At 33.2% G+C, this 15918-nt stretch carries 15 protein-coding genes and 3 pseudogenes; 4 read left to right on the forward strand and 14 right to left on the reverse strand.

Going from position 1 to position 15918, the window contains the following annotated elements; all coding sequences use genetic code 11:
* Position 1: 1 nt before the first annotated feature.
* On the reverse strand, positions 2–799 hold the full coding sequence (locus ACE199_RS18980) for an enoyl-CoA hydratase/isomerase family protein (protein ID WP_375351157.1): 798 nt from the start codon (positions 797–799) through the stop codon (positions 2–4).
* A 459-nt stretch (positions 800–1258) separates the two neighbouring features.
* On the opposite strand from ACE199_RS18980, the gene ACE199_RS18985 reads away from it, so the two are divergent.
* Positions 1259–1894 carry a hypothetical protein gene (locus ACE199_RS18985; protein ID WP_375351158.1) on the forward strand — a complete coding sequence of 212 codons (636 nt, stop codon included), beginning with the start codon at positions 1259–1261 and terminating at the stop codon, positions 1892–1894.
* A gap of 94 nt (positions 1895–1988) precedes the next feature.
* Here ACE199_RS18985 and ACE199_RS18990 read toward each other — a convergent pair whose 3' ends face one another.
* Entirely contained in the window at positions 1989–2582 is a 594-nt protein-coding gene (locus ACE199_RS18990; protein ID WP_375351159.1) for a hypothetical protein, read from the reverse strand.
* Positions 2583–3143: 561 nt separating this feature from the next.
* Here ACE199_RS18990 and ACE199_RS18995 point away from each other — a divergent pair.
* Positions 3144–3803 carry a transglycosylase domain-containing protein gene (locus tag ACE199_RS18995; protein WP_375351160.1) on the forward strand — a complete coding sequence of 220 codons (660 nt, stop codon included), beginning with the start codon at positions 3144–3146 and terminating at the stop codon, positions 3801–3803.
* Positions 3804–4040: 237 nt separating this feature from the next.
* Here ACE199_RS18995 and ACE199_RS19000 read toward each other — a convergent pair.
* The 4 genes and pseudogenes from ACE199_RS19000 to pssA form a co-directional block, all read right to left on the reverse strand.
* A pseudogene (locus ACE199_RS19000) lies at positions 4041–4226 on the reverse strand (stage V sporulation protein R); the annotation flags it as partial.
* Positions 4227–4361: 135 nt separating this feature from the next.
* A pseudogene (locus tag ACE199_RS19005) lies at positions 4362–4493 on the reverse strand (DNA-binding response regulator); the annotation flags it as partial.
* A gap of 47 nt (positions 4494–4540) precedes the next feature.
* Positions 4541–5818 carry a VTT domain-containing protein gene (locus ACE199_RS19010; protein WP_375351162.1) on the reverse strand — a complete coding sequence of 426 codons (1278 nt, stop codon included), beginning with the start codon at positions 5816–5818 and terminating at the stop codon, positions 4541–4543.
* Between the two features lie 187 nt (positions 5819–6005).
* On the reverse strand, positions 6006–6497 hold the full coding sequence (pssA, locus tag ACE199_RS19015; protein WP_375351163.1) for a CDP-diacylglycerol--serine O-phosphatidyltransferase: 492 nt from the start codon (positions 6495–6497) through the stop codon (positions 6006–6008).
* A gap of 368 nt (positions 6498–6865) precedes the next feature.
* On the opposite strand from pssA, the gene ACE199_RS19020 reads away from it, so the two are divergent.
* Positions 6866–7291, forward strand: a complete 426-nt coding sequence (locus ACE199_RS19020) for an efflux RND transporter permease subunit (protein WP_375351164.1) — start codon at positions 6866–6868, stop codon at positions 7289–7291.
* An 8-nt stretch (positions 7292–7299) separates the two neighbouring features.
* On the opposite strand, the pseudogene ACE199_RS19025 reads toward ACE199_RS19020, so the two are convergent.
* Both ACE199_RS19025 and ACE199_RS19030 read right to left on the reverse strand, forming a co-directional pair.
* Positions 7300–7932: pseudogene (locus ACE199_RS19025) on the reverse strand (SpoVR family protein); the annotation flags it as partial.
* Between the two features lie 120 nt (positions 7933–8052).
* Positions 8053–8487: a YhfM domain-containing protein gene (locus ACE199_RS19030; protein WP_483878207.1), complete on the reverse strand. Its 435-nt coding sequence runs from the start codon at positions 8485–8487 to the stop codon at positions 8053–8055.
* 132 nt (positions 8488–8619) lie between these two features.
* On the opposite strand from ACE199_RS19030, the gene ACE199_RS19035 reads away from it, so the two are divergent.
* On the forward strand, positions 8620–9795 hold the full coding sequence (locus ACE199_RS19035; RefSeq protein ID WP_375351166.1) for an HNH endonuclease: 1176 nt from the start codon (positions 8620–8622) through the stop codon (positions 9793–9795).
* Positions 9796–9952: 157 nt separating this feature from the next.
* On the opposite strand, the gene ACE199_RS19040 is transcribed toward ACE199_RS19035, so the two are convergent.
* From ACE199_RS19040 to ACE199_RS19065, 6 genes are all read right to left on the reverse strand, one after another.
* The gene (locus tag ACE199_RS19040) at positions 9953–10804 is read right to left on the reverse strand and encodes a hypothetical protein (protein WP_375351167.1); all 852 of its coding nucleotides are present in this window, start codon (positions 10802–10804) and stop codon (positions 9953–9955) included.
* A 1-nt stretch (position 10805) separates the two neighbouring features.
* The gene (locus ACE199_RS19045) at positions 10806–11753 is read right to left on the reverse strand and encodes an ATP-grasp domain-containing protein (RefSeq protein ID WP_375351169.1); all 948 of its coding nucleotides are present in this window, start codon (positions 11751–11753) and stop codon (positions 10806–10808) included.
* Positions 11754–11757: 4 nt separating this feature from the next.
* Positions 11758–11964 carry a hypothetical protein gene (locus ACE199_RS19050; RefSeq protein ID WP_375351170.1) on the reverse strand — a complete coding sequence of 69 codons (207 nt, stop codon included), beginning with the start codon at positions 11962–11964 and terminating at the stop codon, positions 11758–11760.
* 391 nt (positions 11965–12355) lie between these two features.
* A complete protein-coding gene (locus ACE199_RS19055) occupies positions 12356–13411 on the reverse strand; it encodes a DUF4179 domain-containing protein (protein ID WP_375351171.1) in 1056 nt (351 codons plus the stop codon).
* On the reverse strand, positions 13401–13931 hold the full coding sequence (locus ACE199_RS19060; protein ID WP_375351172.1) for a sigma-70 family RNA polymerase sigma factor: 531 nt from the start codon (positions 13929–13931) through the stop codon (positions 13401–13403). The genes ACE199_RS19055 and ACE199_RS19060 overlap by 11 nt, the downstream gene beginning before the upstream one ends.
* A 279-nt stretch (positions 13932–14210) precedes the next feature.
* Positions 14211–15623, reverse strand: coding sequence for a SpoVR family protein (locus ACE199_RS19065; protein ID WP_375351173.1), 1413 nt, complete (start codon positions 15621–15623; stop codon positions 14211–14213).
* Positions 15624–15918: the final 295 nt, after the last annotated feature.

Below are 15918 nucleotides of genomic sequence, written 5' to 3' on the forward strand. Positions count from 1 at the left end.
ATTATTCTTTATTAAACTTCAAATAGTCAGCCTCTCGTTTTTCCAAAAATGCAGAAATCCCTTCTCTTCCCTCTTCGCTAGTTGCTCTTTCAGCCAACGATTGTGTCTCTAAGCTCATTTGAGATTCTAGAGTTTCCTGCAAAGACTGATAAAACAATTTCTTAGTTGCACCATATGCTTCCATTGGCCCGCTCGCAAGCTTCTCTGCTAGTTCATGAACAACACTCATTAATTCTTCTTCAGGAACAACTTGGTTAATGATTCCCCACTCATATGCTTCTTTAGCATCCAACATACGATTTGTATACATCAACTCTAATGCACGTCTGACTCCAACAATTTTCGGTAAGAAATAACTGCCCGAACCATCAGGAGTTAATCCGATTTTATTATACGCCATCACAAACTTTGATTTCTCTGAAGCATATGCAATATCACATGCACAAGCAAGACTCATCCCTGCACCCGCAGCTACTCCATTGATCGCTCCAATAAATGGCTTATTCATTCTAGCAAAGTAGGAGATAGCTTGATGTAAATAGGCAGTAACGCTTTTTAAATGGGAACCAATTTGATTACCTTCGTTAGCAAAACTTTTCAAGTCGCCGCCAACTGAAAATTTATTTCCAGCTCCAGTGATGACAACTGCTCTAATTTCATTACTTTCTGAACAATGGATAGCTACTTCCATCAACTCTTTAGCCATCGCTAGATTCAAAGCATTACCAACTCCTGGACGATTCAAAGTAATTACGCCTACATGGTTTTGAACTGATAAAAGCACAAATTTATTATCCATATGTATTTCCCCTTCATATTAAAATAGTATTTCTTTACATTTATTCGTTAATTGCATTAAACTATCCTGCTTCATTCAGTACAATTAGTTCTACAAAAATAAGCGTTAATCCTATTTAGATCAACGCAATAGTTACTTTAATTTTTTTAAGTGATAAGGCATTCTTGAAAAGAACTAATATCAACCCTAAGTTTTTCATATAATTTACCTAATAAACCAAATTATGTTATGGTAAAGATAAGGAGTTTCTTAAGTTATATGGAAGAAGAGGTCCTCAGCTAATGTAAGCAGGTTTCTTAGGGAAAATATAATATTTTAAAGGTTATTTTTTGAATGGCATACTGATGTTATTGGTTTTATTCAGTATGTGACTTGTTGCCGCAACCTGTACACCAAAAGACACGGTTAATAGAAAAATAGTTTTAATCGATATTAATGTAAAAAGGCAGGAAATTCACAATGAATACATTCTTAAAAGGATTCCTTTTGGTAATTGGGATTGGAATCGTTGGGATTGGAATAATTATTTTTTCGTTTATACAAGATATGAAGTCAGATCCTGATGAAGAAGCGAAAGTTAAAGAACAAGCTCAACAATATTTAGACCAAACATTTAATTATGAAACCGAAATATTTGATACTCTTTATGACAATATGGGCAACTTCAATTTCGAGTATGCAGCTAAAGTCGAGAGTAAAAAAGATCATATTCAATTTTTAGTTTATCTAAATGAGGGAAGCAATGAAATGGAGGATAGTTATATCTCTGAAAAGTGGACAAAAGAATTAGAAACGGTCATTCAGCCTCCCCTTGAAAGAAAACTTGGAAAATTAGATGCTAGCCAATTCTTTGTATTCTATGATCATAGTGTAGGAAGTACATTTAATATCGATCCAAATAAGCCTTCCAGTTATAAAGATTCACTAGCAAGCCCGTCTATTAAAATTAGCCTGGATAGAAAACCCGAAGCTGGAGATGAGAAACTATTTAATGAGTTAGTCTCTATTATTAAAAAAGAATCCCAATTAAAACATGCAAGTATTACTCTAAATTATATAGATAAAAAAGGTGTATTCTTAGATGAAAAAGAATAGATCCATACTTTTTAAAAATAGACTTGTGGCAGTCACAAGTCTATTTTGTTATTGTCCATGTTCAAGACCATTCATTGATCTTCAACCCTTAAGTTTAATAAGATGCTACCCAATACCAATTTCCCTCTAACTTTTTTATTTCTTTAAAGTCCCCGTCAAAATCATTTCTAGAAGGTTGTTGGTCAGTTGGTGAATATACAAATCCTGAAAAACCCTCTAACATGCCTCGAAAAGTAAAAAATAGAATGGAAGAGCGATCACCTTTTTTCTCTACAACAATCTCCCCTCCTCCTTTAGATAGTTGGTCAAATTCTTTAGGTAAATGAATAAGGGATGAATCGTGTGAAACATTCGGTTTAAATGTTCCATTCTCCACCTTACTTACAACCTTTTCTCTTTCGGATTTATTCATTTTAAAATCTATATCTAATACGACTTGTGTAAAAGGAAAGAAGATCCATAACATGATGACAATAGCTTGGATGACGAATGGCTTCCAAGCTTTCCTTTTGAACAGAGCAGTTACGGTACGTACTGTTATAACAAAGAAAAAGCCAAATACCACTAACCGTAGGAAAGGCATAAGAAATGGTGTCAATACTTCAACGATTTGCCATTCGAGAAACTTATATAAAACAACTAAAATGCTACTTAATACAGCTAAAAAGAATAATCGATTACGTTGCACTATTTTCCTCTTTCTGAATTAAATTCTTTTCTGGACTTAATTGTACACTAAAAAACTAAAGCAAGATGAATGTGTCTACTATTCAGCAAATCCCAGCCTGTATATTGTACTACCTCCGTTTAATTCCTACAGCATATATAAAGTTAGGTTGGATAATCTATAAGTACCCTTACCCAAAGGATATCCAGTACCAGAAATGGCTGATATGCCAAATGAACATGCACCTGGACTATATGACCTAAACAATTAGGAGCCTGCATAGGCTCTTTCTTTTTGCTTAACTGATTTATAATTAATGGAATGTGAACACATATTTACATTCCTCGCCTTTCACTTTAATAATTTAATTCAAATATTTTAAAGATGATTAATCATTGATTATTTATTTGATTAAGCATTGAATTCTTCACGTCTCCTTGTATAATTTAAGCATCTTTTCGATAACCTCCATGTTTATTTTCAGCTTCTAGTCGCATGCTTCTCGCTTTTTTGATGATTCCTTATACTTTTTCCTCTATTTGATATACTAAAACTATAGGTCAAAATATAAGAGGTAAATTCATGATTAGATTGGTAAAAAAACTAATAAAATTAGGATTAATCATTGCCCTCCTTATCGGTTCAATTATTGGATTGCTTGGTTATTTAAAATATAAAGAAGCCATTACAGAGATTCCGCTTAACGAAAAAGTTGCCTCTATTAGGGAAGATGAAAATTTCGCGCCTCTAGAGGAAATCACTCCTGATTTCACGGATGCCGTTGTCGCCATCGAGGATCACCGCTTTTACAAACACGGTGCCTTCGATTTTATTTCGCTCGTCAGGGCAACTTTCGTCAACTTAACAGCGAAGGAGGTCGCACAAGGCGGCAGCACATTAACCCAACAAGCTGCCAAAAATCTTTATTTCAGCAATGACAGAACCTTTATCCGGAAAGTTGCAGAACTATTTGTTGCCTTCGACCTTGAAAGAATCTATAACAAAGATGATATTTTAGAACTCTATGTCAATATCATTTATTATGGAGCCGGTAATTATGGCATTAAAGAAGCTAGTGAGAATTATTTTGGTAAAACACCTGCTGAACTAAGTTACGATGAAGCAACTCTCTTGGCAGGCTTACCGCAAGCACCTAGCGCTTATGCTTTAAATTCAAATAATGATCGAGCGAAACAAAGACAATCCGAAGTTATAAAAGCATTAACTGAGTATCGAAAATAATGCAGGAAATTTGACTTTGTACTTATTTTTTGTTGTTACTTTAGATTGAACTTCCCCCCTCCTTCCACTACGCTGCGCCAAGGCAGGGGACGTTTTCGCCTATTTTTTAGTAAAAATGACATTGTAAAGAATGGTATAGAAAGTCCAAATATAAACAAGCCTATAAAGAAAACAACAACATAAAAGCCATCCCATAAGTGGATTTTCCCACTACGAGACAGCCGCTTAACATTACGCTTATAAATACTTTCGATGAAGTCCCTTTCCATCATATGAAAACAACATCGCCTTATTTTCCATAATCGATTCTAAGTGAACTGGACGTCCCCAAAGCTGATAAATGTACGGTAACACTTTCTCCAAATATTTCAGATCGAGCTCACTGCCTTCGTACCAATGCTTTAAATACAGCTCGCCATTACGTGCAGGGTTTTGAAGCACCAACGCTAACAAATATCATAAAAATTTTCACGTTCATTGGTGAAACGATACCAGTTATGCTGGATTTCTCTTCTGTGCATTTTTTCCCTCATTTCCATTGCTAATTGGTAAAAGTAATTCTACATTCGTCCCTAATCCTGATTTACCGTCATGTTCTACTGTGACTTGATAACCCTCATACTCCAATTCTACTTTTAAGACACGAGCAATCTGAGTTTCATCTTCGATTACAAGAATATGTGTTTTCAACTTTACTCACCCCGTCTAACTATCTTCTTTATTACCCCATTTTCAATTCAATACTTTTCTATTACAAGTCTTAACATTTCAAACAACAAGAAGTTAAAAAATATCCAGACACCACCATACACATATCCACCCACAATATCACTTGGAAGTAAATCAGTCGATGCAATATTTGCAATTGTTAACCCCATTAATAATATTAACCCAATTAAAGGAACAAATATGGATATATAATTTTTTTTCGAATGACGAATAAGTAAAAATAAGCATGTTCCATAAATAATTATTATAATAGTAGCTTTCATATCAGGAAAATTGGCGGAATGAAATTTCCCCACGAATCCTAATGATTGGAGATAGGAAAAAATCTGTATAATTGATTCATGAAACAGCCTCGCTCCTAAAATCGAAACGATAAGTAGCAGGTACTCAAGCAGCCTATTCCTTCTCTTTCTCCAAATACAGATGATTGTTCCCCCAATAATTACTCCAAGTACATAAGGGGTTTGAAATACTAACAACCCTTTCATCCAGCTCATATATATCGAAGACTTCACTATATATTCAGCAATTTCATTAAACTGAGTAAACTCATTATATAAATAGTCTTGAGCCATTCCCAACATCAAGGTCACCATACCGATTAAAACTAAAGTGAGAAAAATAAGAAAAATCTCTGTTTTTCTTATGACTTTTAGTCGATTTGTTAACCATTTAATTAAATGAATAAATAAGTTTTTAATTTGAAGTTTATAAAACCGATAAGCGAAATACCCAACTAACAATACCGCAAAAATAATAATAAAAATAATGAAATATTTATTGGCTGATTGATGGAAAACCTCCCAGCGAGGTCCCAATACTTTTCCTAGAGTAATAAAACAAAATCCCCATAAAAATGAACCTAGATAAGCTGGAATAATAAATTTTCGAAACGGTATTCTAGAAACCCCCGAAATGTAACCAGTAAAATGTCTAACGCCTGGAATGAAATAAGCAAAGACCAACAGTTTACTGCCTGAACGCTCAAACCAAGCTGATATTTTTTTATACCTTTCTGGTCCCAGGTGGATATACGTTCCGTATTTTTCAATTAATTTATACCCTCCTACCTTACCAATCCAATAGGTTACAGTAATTCCCGCACTACCTGCAACAAAGACTGTCAGGAGTGCCAAAAGGTAATTCATTTTTCCCTGAAATACAAAATACCCAGCGTAGCTCATTAAAAATTCGCCTGAAATAGGTAGAGCCATGAGTTCTAGAAAAATCCCTATGAATAATATCAGATAACTGTTCTGTTCAAATAAAGTTATTAAGTATGACATATAAATGCCTCCATTATTTATAAAAAGAAACTTTAGAATAAATAATCCTTCAACTTTAGATCTAATTACAATTTAGCACGATAAATGAATTCTTAATCTTGTATTAAGGGAACAAAAAGGTTTGATAAAATAAAAAAGCTATACCCTTTTCGAAAAGATTACTAGCTTTTTTACAAAGATAATAAAATTAAAGTTTTTTCACCCTAATTGGACTTACCATTAAGAGAGCAAGTATTAAGGTAATCCACGCATTGCTATATAAAAAGAATCCCATACCAGCCAATGGTAATCCAGCAGCTGGAATAGGTAATCCTTTAAAATACCCAATGGTTGGTTTAACACTAAACTTAGCTAATCTTAATGCTCCCATCGTTGGGAAAAGGATAAATGCCAAAGACGTTAAAATCGATGGTGTTGCTATCGAATGAAATAAAAGTGCAGGAGCAACTCCGAAACTAACAATATCAGCCAAGGAATCCAATTCCACGCCAAATTCACTGTTCAATTTTAATTTTCTCGCAATCCTTCCATCAAGAAGATCTAAAACAGCCGAAAAGAAAATAAAAACGGAGGCTACTTCCAAAAAGCCACTCATATTATAGGTAATTGAAAGAACACCGCACAATAAATTTCCAATTGTAAATAAATTAGGCACAGCTTTTACTATCTGATTGAACAAGTTAGTCCCTCCTGACGTCGAACAATCTCTCCATTTATGTAGCATTTTCTATATATTTATCCGCTATTCTTAAATATTAAAGGAAAAACTATCCCTGTGCCCCACACAGCACTAAATACAGAAGCCACCAAGTAACTCACTTGCCTTAAGATTCGTAATAAAAACAATCCTTACCTAATATTCTTTTTGCATCTTAAGGAATTCTTAATCATTTATTCATAGAACGAAAAGTTTCCTTTTATATATTTAGGTTACCCAGTTTTGGATAGCAGTATCATATTCGAATTCATGACATCATGTAGCTGCCAAAAGATATTAGGGCTTTTTTTCATAATAGTTATTGGTTAAAAAATCGGGGAGGTACAATAATGAAAAAATTAGTAGAGACAACCATGCAAAGAGCCATTCTAATGATGGTGTGTGTTGTCATCATTTGGGCTTGGGGTGGTATTTCTGCATTCCAAATGCAACGCGATTATTTGCCTGGAATTAACAATACAACTCTTTCGGTAAGTATGAGAGTACCTGGGTATCAGGCAGCTCAGGTAAAACAGCAAGTGACCGATAATCTGGCAAGTGCTGTCAAAACAGTGGATGGTTTGACCAATGTAGAAACCACTTCTTATGACGGTGGATTATTTATGAGTGGTTGCATAAAAAAACAACTACAAAAAACACCAACCTTATTTCGGTGTTTTTTGTATTTTTCACTTAATTATCATAAGAAAGAATTCATCCCAAAACATAAAAGCCATCCCATAAGTGGATTTTCCCACTACGAGACAGCCTTTTAACATTACGCTTATAAATACTTTCGATGAAGTCCCTTTCCATCATATGAAAACAACATCGTTTTATTTTCCATAATCGATTCCATGTGAACTGGACGTCCCCAAAGCTGGTAAATGTACGGCAACACTTTCTCCAAATACTTCAGATCGAGCTCAATTCCTTCGTACCAATGCTTTAAATATAGCTCGCCATTTCGCATATAGTCACCATCGTTTACCGTAATATACGGGAACCCTCCATTCACACGCATGCTGACAAGCTGATCGCGCACTTGCTCCCACGCTTTATCCACAATTTTATAGTCTTTCCCTTGTTTCTGAAATAAGTACATATCTTCCCGCATGACAAGATCTTTTGTCAAGTAATTTCGGATAAACGAAATATCCGATTCAATTTCGCGTACTTCAAACAGCTTTTCTCTTCCAGACCCAGGCTTCACGCCCCTCTTTTTCATCTCATCTGTCGGATTATCGTATCTTTCTTCAATATCTTCAAGCACCTTTAAACCGAGATAATAAGGGTTAATACTTGTTCGGGAAGGTTGAACAACACCCGCATTGAGTTTAGCAAATTCAATTGCTTCTCCTGAACTTAAATCCATCTCACGAATAATTCGCTGATGCCAGTAAGAAGCCCAGCCTTCATATCGCTAAGGTGCTTTCCAATTAGTTGAAGCTAAGCTTTGTATTTTTCCAACGTAAGAAACAGCGCTTGAAATGTTTAGAAGTGCATAATACAAGAGCTCTAATTCGAGGTCAAATAATTATTTCTGGTCAGATAACTTTTCACCAGTAAGTATTTCAAATAGTTCTACTGAATTCTTCTTGTCTAATTGAATATATTTACTTTCAGCGTCTATTACGAGTTCCACTTTATCTTTATTTGGACTTATCCAAAGTTCATACAACGCCGCTTTTGCTTCTATTTCAGGATTTTTAAATTGAAAAAAAAATCTGTAATCAGCAGGGCGTGCCATATCTACTTTCGCATTTTTCCAATCAATATCATCTAATATTTCCTTCACCTTTTGAACTTGTTCATTATTAGTGATTTCTTTGAAGTTCTCATATTTATTTTCATCACCAATACGCTTTTGAACTTCTATATTTTGCTCTTCATTTTTTATTACGTTTGAACAACCTGCTATAAAAATTGAAATTATTCCAATCAAAGCAATTAAATATTTTAAATTTTTCAAGGTCATCTCCCCCTTTATATAATAAGACGTTAGTTATTTGAAAAATACCCAAATTTACCCTTCAATTATAACATCTCTTTAATTATTGATATAATCGTAGAAAATACTTCCAAGTAAAAAGGAGCAATAAATATGAATAAATGTATCTACTGTAATCAGGAGTTTATAGAATTATCGGAGCATATTTTCCCAAAAGGATTAGGAGGGGGCAATATATATGTGGATTTTGTATGTAACGACTGCAATAATAAATTCTCTAATATAGAAAGAGAATTGATCCAAAAGAGCTTTATTGGATTTATTAGAACTGTGGAGGGTATAGAGGGGTACCGTAAGAACCGACATCCAGCTGCTTTAAAATATCTAGATATATTTTATAGGGATACAGACTTATCTTTATTATTAGAGAGTGGGATAGAGGCGGGGCTTAAACCATATTTTAAGCCTCAAATAATAGAGCATGGGAGTAATTACTTAGCAATTGCAGCGAACAATAGTGATGGAGAACAATTACAAAAACACTTTCAACGTTGGTTTAAAGACCCTTATATAATTACAAAGTTCCCTGATAAGGATAATAAAAAATACGATACAGTTCAATTTAGTATAGATGAAAATAAAAATATTCATTCTATACATCAAAGTGTATCTAAAACGAAAAAGCATAACATAATTTATCTTCCTATGACAGTCAAGGAATATGATGACATATTCACACCAAGAGTTTTTTTAAGTGCGGATGGTCGTTTATATGTCCGATCTAAATCTCCAAAACAATGCATTAAATTTTTAAAGAATCTTGTGAGCTATCTCTTAGCCAACGGCAGTATCTCATCACCAGCGAGCATGCCTTCTTCGGCAACAATCGAATCACCAAAAATAACAATGCATTTCGATTTCAATTTAAAAAAATGTGATCGAGCGGCAGCGAAAGTATTACTTAACGTTTTATTACATTTCTATCCAATTCTTAAAAACCATAGATCAATAGAAAACATTAAAGATTTTGTGTTGGGGAGTAATGTATTTTTAAAAGGCGGATTTACTGACAAAAAAATACCTTACTTTAAATTCACAGATCATCATCAAATACTTTTCATTGTTTCAGATAAAGACCTAATTCTTTACATTTCTTTATTTGGCACAATGAATTATTCATTTGTAGTGGAAGGAATCGGTAATGAAGCAAAAAAGGAATTTGGTGTATATGAAGCTATCTCGGTAAATTATACAGATGGACAAATTAAAGAAGAAAATCCCCTGGATTATGTCCAATTGCTACAAGATCAAATTAATAATTTAATATAAGTCATAGTATCTAGATTAAACGTCTATACGAAACGAAGCCCTATCTTCGTTTCGCATAGACATAAAAAATGAACTTCTCTGATGTTAATAATCTAGTCCTATTTATCAATAAACCCGTTACTAACTTTAATACATTATCTAACCTTTCCTCACTAAATTAATCTACTTTGTGTGTATCTTTAAGTGCTTTTTGTAATGTTTGAATTTGATTAAGTATTTCTTGTTGTTTAACAATCTGATCATTATACTGTTCACTTGTTCCCTTAGTTTCACTTTGAAGTTTGGAAAGATCTTGTTCAATGCTTTCTAATAACTGTACATGTTTATTTAGTTCTTTCTCTAATTTAATCTGCTCATCATTTTTTCCAAAGATAAACATAGAACAAAATACAATTCCTATAATACCAAGAAAAATAAGTGAGTTTCGGATGTTAGCATAAGTACAGCTAACATAATTATTAATTTTCCAATTTATTGTCATGTTTAACTCGGCATATTGTGAATAGAAGTACCTAATTTCTTTTGTTCTTTCTGTTTCATCAGAAATACTCGCAAGATATTGATAGTCAGAAGGCGATAGATTATATATTTCTTTTGACTCTCCAGAATTTAAAGTGGCTAGAGAAATTATTGACCCGATTGTTAAGTAAACTAAGCTTAAGATAAAAAGGAATATTAAGAAAATACTAAATACTATATTATCTGGTATTTTTCCTTGGACAGTAAAAAGGAAACTCGAAAGACCTAAAATAACTGTTACCGCAATTGTTACAATTAAAACATTGACCTTAGCCTTATCTTCCAACGTTTTCCTATTAGATAAGATTGAATTAAAAATTTTTTCTGCTTCCTCAACTGGAATATTTTCGAAGCTTTGCATATAAGGTGATAAATAAGTTTCATCGTTTTCAAGGTTTCCTTTAAATTCTTCAACTTTTTTAGTAATTTTTCTGTTTGCAATTACCATCTCAGCAAAAGGAAAAATCCAATATAAAATTGTTTTTATCATTTTATTGCTCGCCTTCAAGATAATCCACTATGGCTTCATAAATTTGAAGTCCCGCAGCATCGACCAACCAAGCCCATTCCCCTGTTGGATTCACTTCAATAAAATAATACTCACCATTTGATTCTATAAGGTCTATACCACCAAATACTAATCCCAAATTTTTTACTAACTGAATACATTTTTGCTCTATATCAGTTGATAATAATATCGGGACATATGATAAATTGTGCTTTTGCAATCGCCAATCTCCATCTATTCCTTTTTGATCTTGCACTATCTTAACAGCATAAGTTTTATCACCTATTACTGATACCCGAATATCTATTTTAGGGAATATGTATTCTTGGATAACCACAGGTGAAATTTTTAAATTAGCTTGCAATATTTCCAATCCTTTAATTACAGAACTATACACAAATGCTTCTTTTTCATCGGTCCTCAAAAGTGCTGTATCCAGCGACTTAACAATATAATATTCATCCTTGTCAAGTTGAACCTCATTAGTGTTCGATACAGTAGTCTTCGGATAACGTAAACCAATTTTTTCTGCGTATTTAAGTTGAAGTAATTTATTTTCAGCCTTGAAGGTAGACACAGGATTGTTTATCCAAATAATATTTTCGAAAATCGAAAGGTTTCGAATAAAAGCCGTCCATTGAGTTCTAAATAACTGTTCTTCCATATCTATGTTAGGTTGATATATATCCCTTAGATAAATCGGTGCACGATAATATATGGCTTTTAGGGACTGTTCATCAAGACAATAATTAATACCCTCTATTTGTATATTTAATATCATTCGATTAATATCAAATTGGATTTCATACTTGTCAAATTCGTCTCTATTTATCCTTAAGTAATTTTTCCCACGACGTTTTAGCTCTAAACAAACATAATCTGATGTAAAATCCAAGGTGCTTGCAATAACCAGTATCTCAGTAAAATTCATATAACTATTCACCTTTTTGATCTTCCCCTGTTTCAACATCTGCTTTTTTTGTCTGTGGCTTAGGTCTCCTTGTATCCAACACATATGGTACTTCGTCCTTATCTACCCAGTATCCTAATGAATTCAAAAAATAGTAGCCGCGAAGTTGTGGTTTTTCCTTAGGTTTAGTATAAACAAATGCTTTCTTAATTAATAAATGTTTATCGTACATATATTCATCCCCCTTTTAAATAAAATAACTCCTTTATATTATACGATATTTGGAGATTTTCAGCAGATTGATTACCAAACTAAATTAACTTTTGATTTTTATATTTTAAAGGACGAAGTTAAATAAAAAAGCACTATACCTAAGTAGAGTGCTAACTAAAACTAAGGTTAATTTTTCCTATGCCTTTTCCCATACAATTTTTTATTTTGTTATACACTGAATAACATATTATGATATTCTTAACAGCAACAGAACGATAGTGAAATATTCCAAACAACTTCAAGTGAACACCACTGCGAAACGAAGCCCAGCCTTCGTTTCGCAGTGGTGCTTTTCAATTAGTTGAAGTTAAGCCTATTACCTTATTTCAAATTCGTTCATTAAAATCAGTTCAATTTATCTTCTTTTTGTCCTTACTATTTACAATAATTCCATAAGATTCATCACCTAATATTGGTGATATTTCCTCTGATTTCAGAAATTCAACAATCATTAATTCGATTTCAGTCCCAAGTGCTTTAGCTGTTGGATCAGAACTTAAGACAGAAGTGCTTATTATAAAACTCAATGGTTTCCCTTTATACCCTACCCCTGTAACCTTAAACTCTTTTTTTGACATAAGCCCTTCAGCAATCGCAGGTGTAATTTGCGCTCCTTTATCGGCTTTTTCTACCTTGACCGTTACTCTAGTTACATTAATTTTATAACTCGTATATTTATTCCTATCTGCCACTTCTATTGCCATTTTCTCAACATCATCTTGAACAGAATTATAATATTTATCGGAACCCACTATATTTATAAAAATTGTTTTCTCCGTGGGGTCAACTTGTACATTATCAAATTTATAGTTCAATTGTTTTAGCTTCTTTGTAACCTCGTTTTCAAGTATATTTTTTTCTTCCGTTTCTTCTTTATTAAGGACATAATCAGTTCGAACTGACCCTTTACTAACTTTTACAGAATAAGCATCATAACCTTTTGATTTTAGAATTTCTCTTATAGTCTCTTCGACATCATCTTTTACTTCATTATAATAATCATCTGAACCTTCTAATGTTACTTCAATTACTTTTTTAGGTTCATAACTGGTTCCTAATGAACTAACTTTGTAACCTTTTTTCTCTAATTCATTCTGAATTAAGCCGCCTATTGGTTCTGATTGAAAAATCAAATTTAAATATGGAATATTAGAAATCACCTTCGCCATCGTAGGGGAAACAAACGCAGAGCTTATAAACACTCCAAACGATAATACAGCAACGCCGCTAAAGAACATTATTTTCTTTTTAGGGCTCCATCTTTTTTTATGATTCTTACGTTCAGATTTAAGCTGCCTAGATATTTCATTATCTTGTTTTGCCTGTTCCATCCCTAATATAACTCTAGTATGCAATTCCTCTGGAATCTCTATCTTATCCATCTCTTGTCGAATTTTATTGTCCATACATATCTACCCTCCTAGCGCCTTTACGAAGTTTTTCTAATGCCCGATATAAAATAGATTTCACAGTGCTTAATGGTGCATTTATAACCTCCGAAATTTCACTAAAAGTGCATCCCTGATAAAACTTCAATAATACAATCGTTTTTTCATCTTCATTTAATAATTCTAATAAATCTTGTAAAGATAATGACAAAGGAATATCTTCCATACTGGAAGAAAGAAATTCAATATCTTCTTTCTTTAAATGAATCACTTGCTTATTTTTTCTTAAAAGGTCAATTGCGCAATTAATTGTAATTTTTATTAGCCAAGTTTTAAACATCTGCAAGTTATTCAATGTGTTGAATTTTAGAAATGATCGGTATGCTGCTTCTTGAACAACATCCAGCGCATCCTCCTTATTTTTCACATAAACATACGCCATCCGATAAATATCCTGTTCGTATTGCTGAAATAGCTCTAAAAAAGCTTTATCATTATCTCCTTGATTTCTACGATTAGACTCAATTATGTTAATCACCTTCTTTTTTCTATATACCTATTAGACGAAAAACTTACTATTTTAGCCGAAGTTTCCAATAAAAATGTTCCATATTTTATCATTTTGAAATTGATTAAAGTGCTCACCCTCTAAATAGAACATCAAATCACTCTTTTACATTATGTATATCGTTTACTTTTATTAAATAAGAGGTTGCCCTTACTTTCACTTCAAATTTTAAATTTTACCTCTCCTACATTTTCGTATATTATGACTACATAAAAACCACTGATTACCTCAGTGGTTTTCACAATTACCTTATAAATGCTTCCGATGAATTCCCTTTCCATCATACGAAAACAACATCGTTTTACTTTCCATGACCGACTCCAAATGAACAGGGCGTCCCCAAAGCTGGTGAATATATGGTAATACTTTTTCTAAATATTTCAGATCTAGTTCGATATCTTCATACCAATGCTTTAAGTATAGCTCACCATTTCTCATATAGTCTCCATCATTCACTGTAATATATGGAAAGCCACCATTTACTCGCATGTTCACGAGTTGATTGCGCACTTGCTCCCACGCTTTATCGACGATTTTATAATCTTTTCCTTTCTTTTGGAACAAGTACATATCCTCACGCATAACCAGATCCTTTGTTAAATAATTGCGTAGAAAAGAGATATCAGATTCAACCTCCCTTACTTCAAATATCATCTCCCTGCCAGAGCCTGGTTTTACACCGTTGCTTTTCATTTCCTCGGTCGGATTATTATATCGCTCTTCAATATCTTCGAAAATTTTGAGCCCTAGATAGTAAGGATTAATGCTCGTTCTTGACGGTTGTACAACTCCTGCATTTAACTTGGCAAATTCAATTGATTCAGCGCTTGTTAATTCCATCTCACGTAAGATTCGCTGATGCCAAAAACTCGCCCACCCCTCATTCATTATTTTCGTTTCTAATTGTGGATAAAAATATAACATTTCTTCTCGCATCATCGTTAAAATATCTCGCTGCCAGTCTTCTAAGTTTCGTCCGTATTCTTCAATAAATAAAAGGATGTCTTTCTCTGGATTCGGTGGGATTTTTTTTAGCTTCTTCAGTGGTTTTGGCTTTTTGCGATCTTTATAATCTAAATTCCATAAATCATCATAAGCACTTGAAAGTACTTCTAACTCCGTCTCTTCTTCATCATTCGTATTCCAGAAAAGTTTAGATCTCATCAGCGACGGATCAATGTGTTCCTGAATGGATAACACAGCATCTAAAAATGTCTCCACTTCCTTCTTTCCATAAAGCATCTCATACTTATGAATTCGGTCGGCTGTCGCTGCCATGCTCTCAACCATATCCCTTTTTGTATTACTAAAACGGCAATTGTTTTTAAAGAAGTCACAATGTGCTAAAACATGGGCGACAATTAGCTTATTTTGAATCAGTGAATTAGAATCAAGCAAAAACGCATAGCAAGGATCTGAGTTAATCACTAGTTCATAAATTTTACTTAATCCTAAATCATACTGAAGCTTCATTCTGTGAAACTGTTTTCCAAAACTCCAATGTGAAAAGCGAGTTGGCATTCCATAAGCACCGAAAGTATAAATAATATCAGCTGGACATATCTCGTAACGCATTGGATAAAAATCTAGACCGAAATGAGTGGCAATTTCCGTAATCTCATCAATGGCTCTTTCTAGTTCCTTTTGCTGACCTATTTGCATAACGTCTCCCCTTTCTAACTTACTCTTACTATATGAAACTGCCTGTCCAAGAATGATAAAACTAAAGTAATTCAAAATAGTTTGATGTAAAGTAAGGACTACCGTTACATTTTGTTTGATGCTATGTTACTCTCGTAAAGTTACTAAAATATCAACTTGATAATCAAATTTTTTCTCACTATCTCTTTACTAAACTAAGTATTTCCAATCTATAATTACCTTGTGCCACCGACAAGCAATTCTTTTTTAATTGATTATATAGACAATCTCTTAGTTAAAAGGTAATAACAGCTTA

The organism is Peribacillus sp. Hz7 (assembly GCF_042136355.1).
GTDB lineage: Bacteria > Bacillota > Bacilli > Bacillales > DSM-1321 > Peribacillus > Peribacillus asahii_A.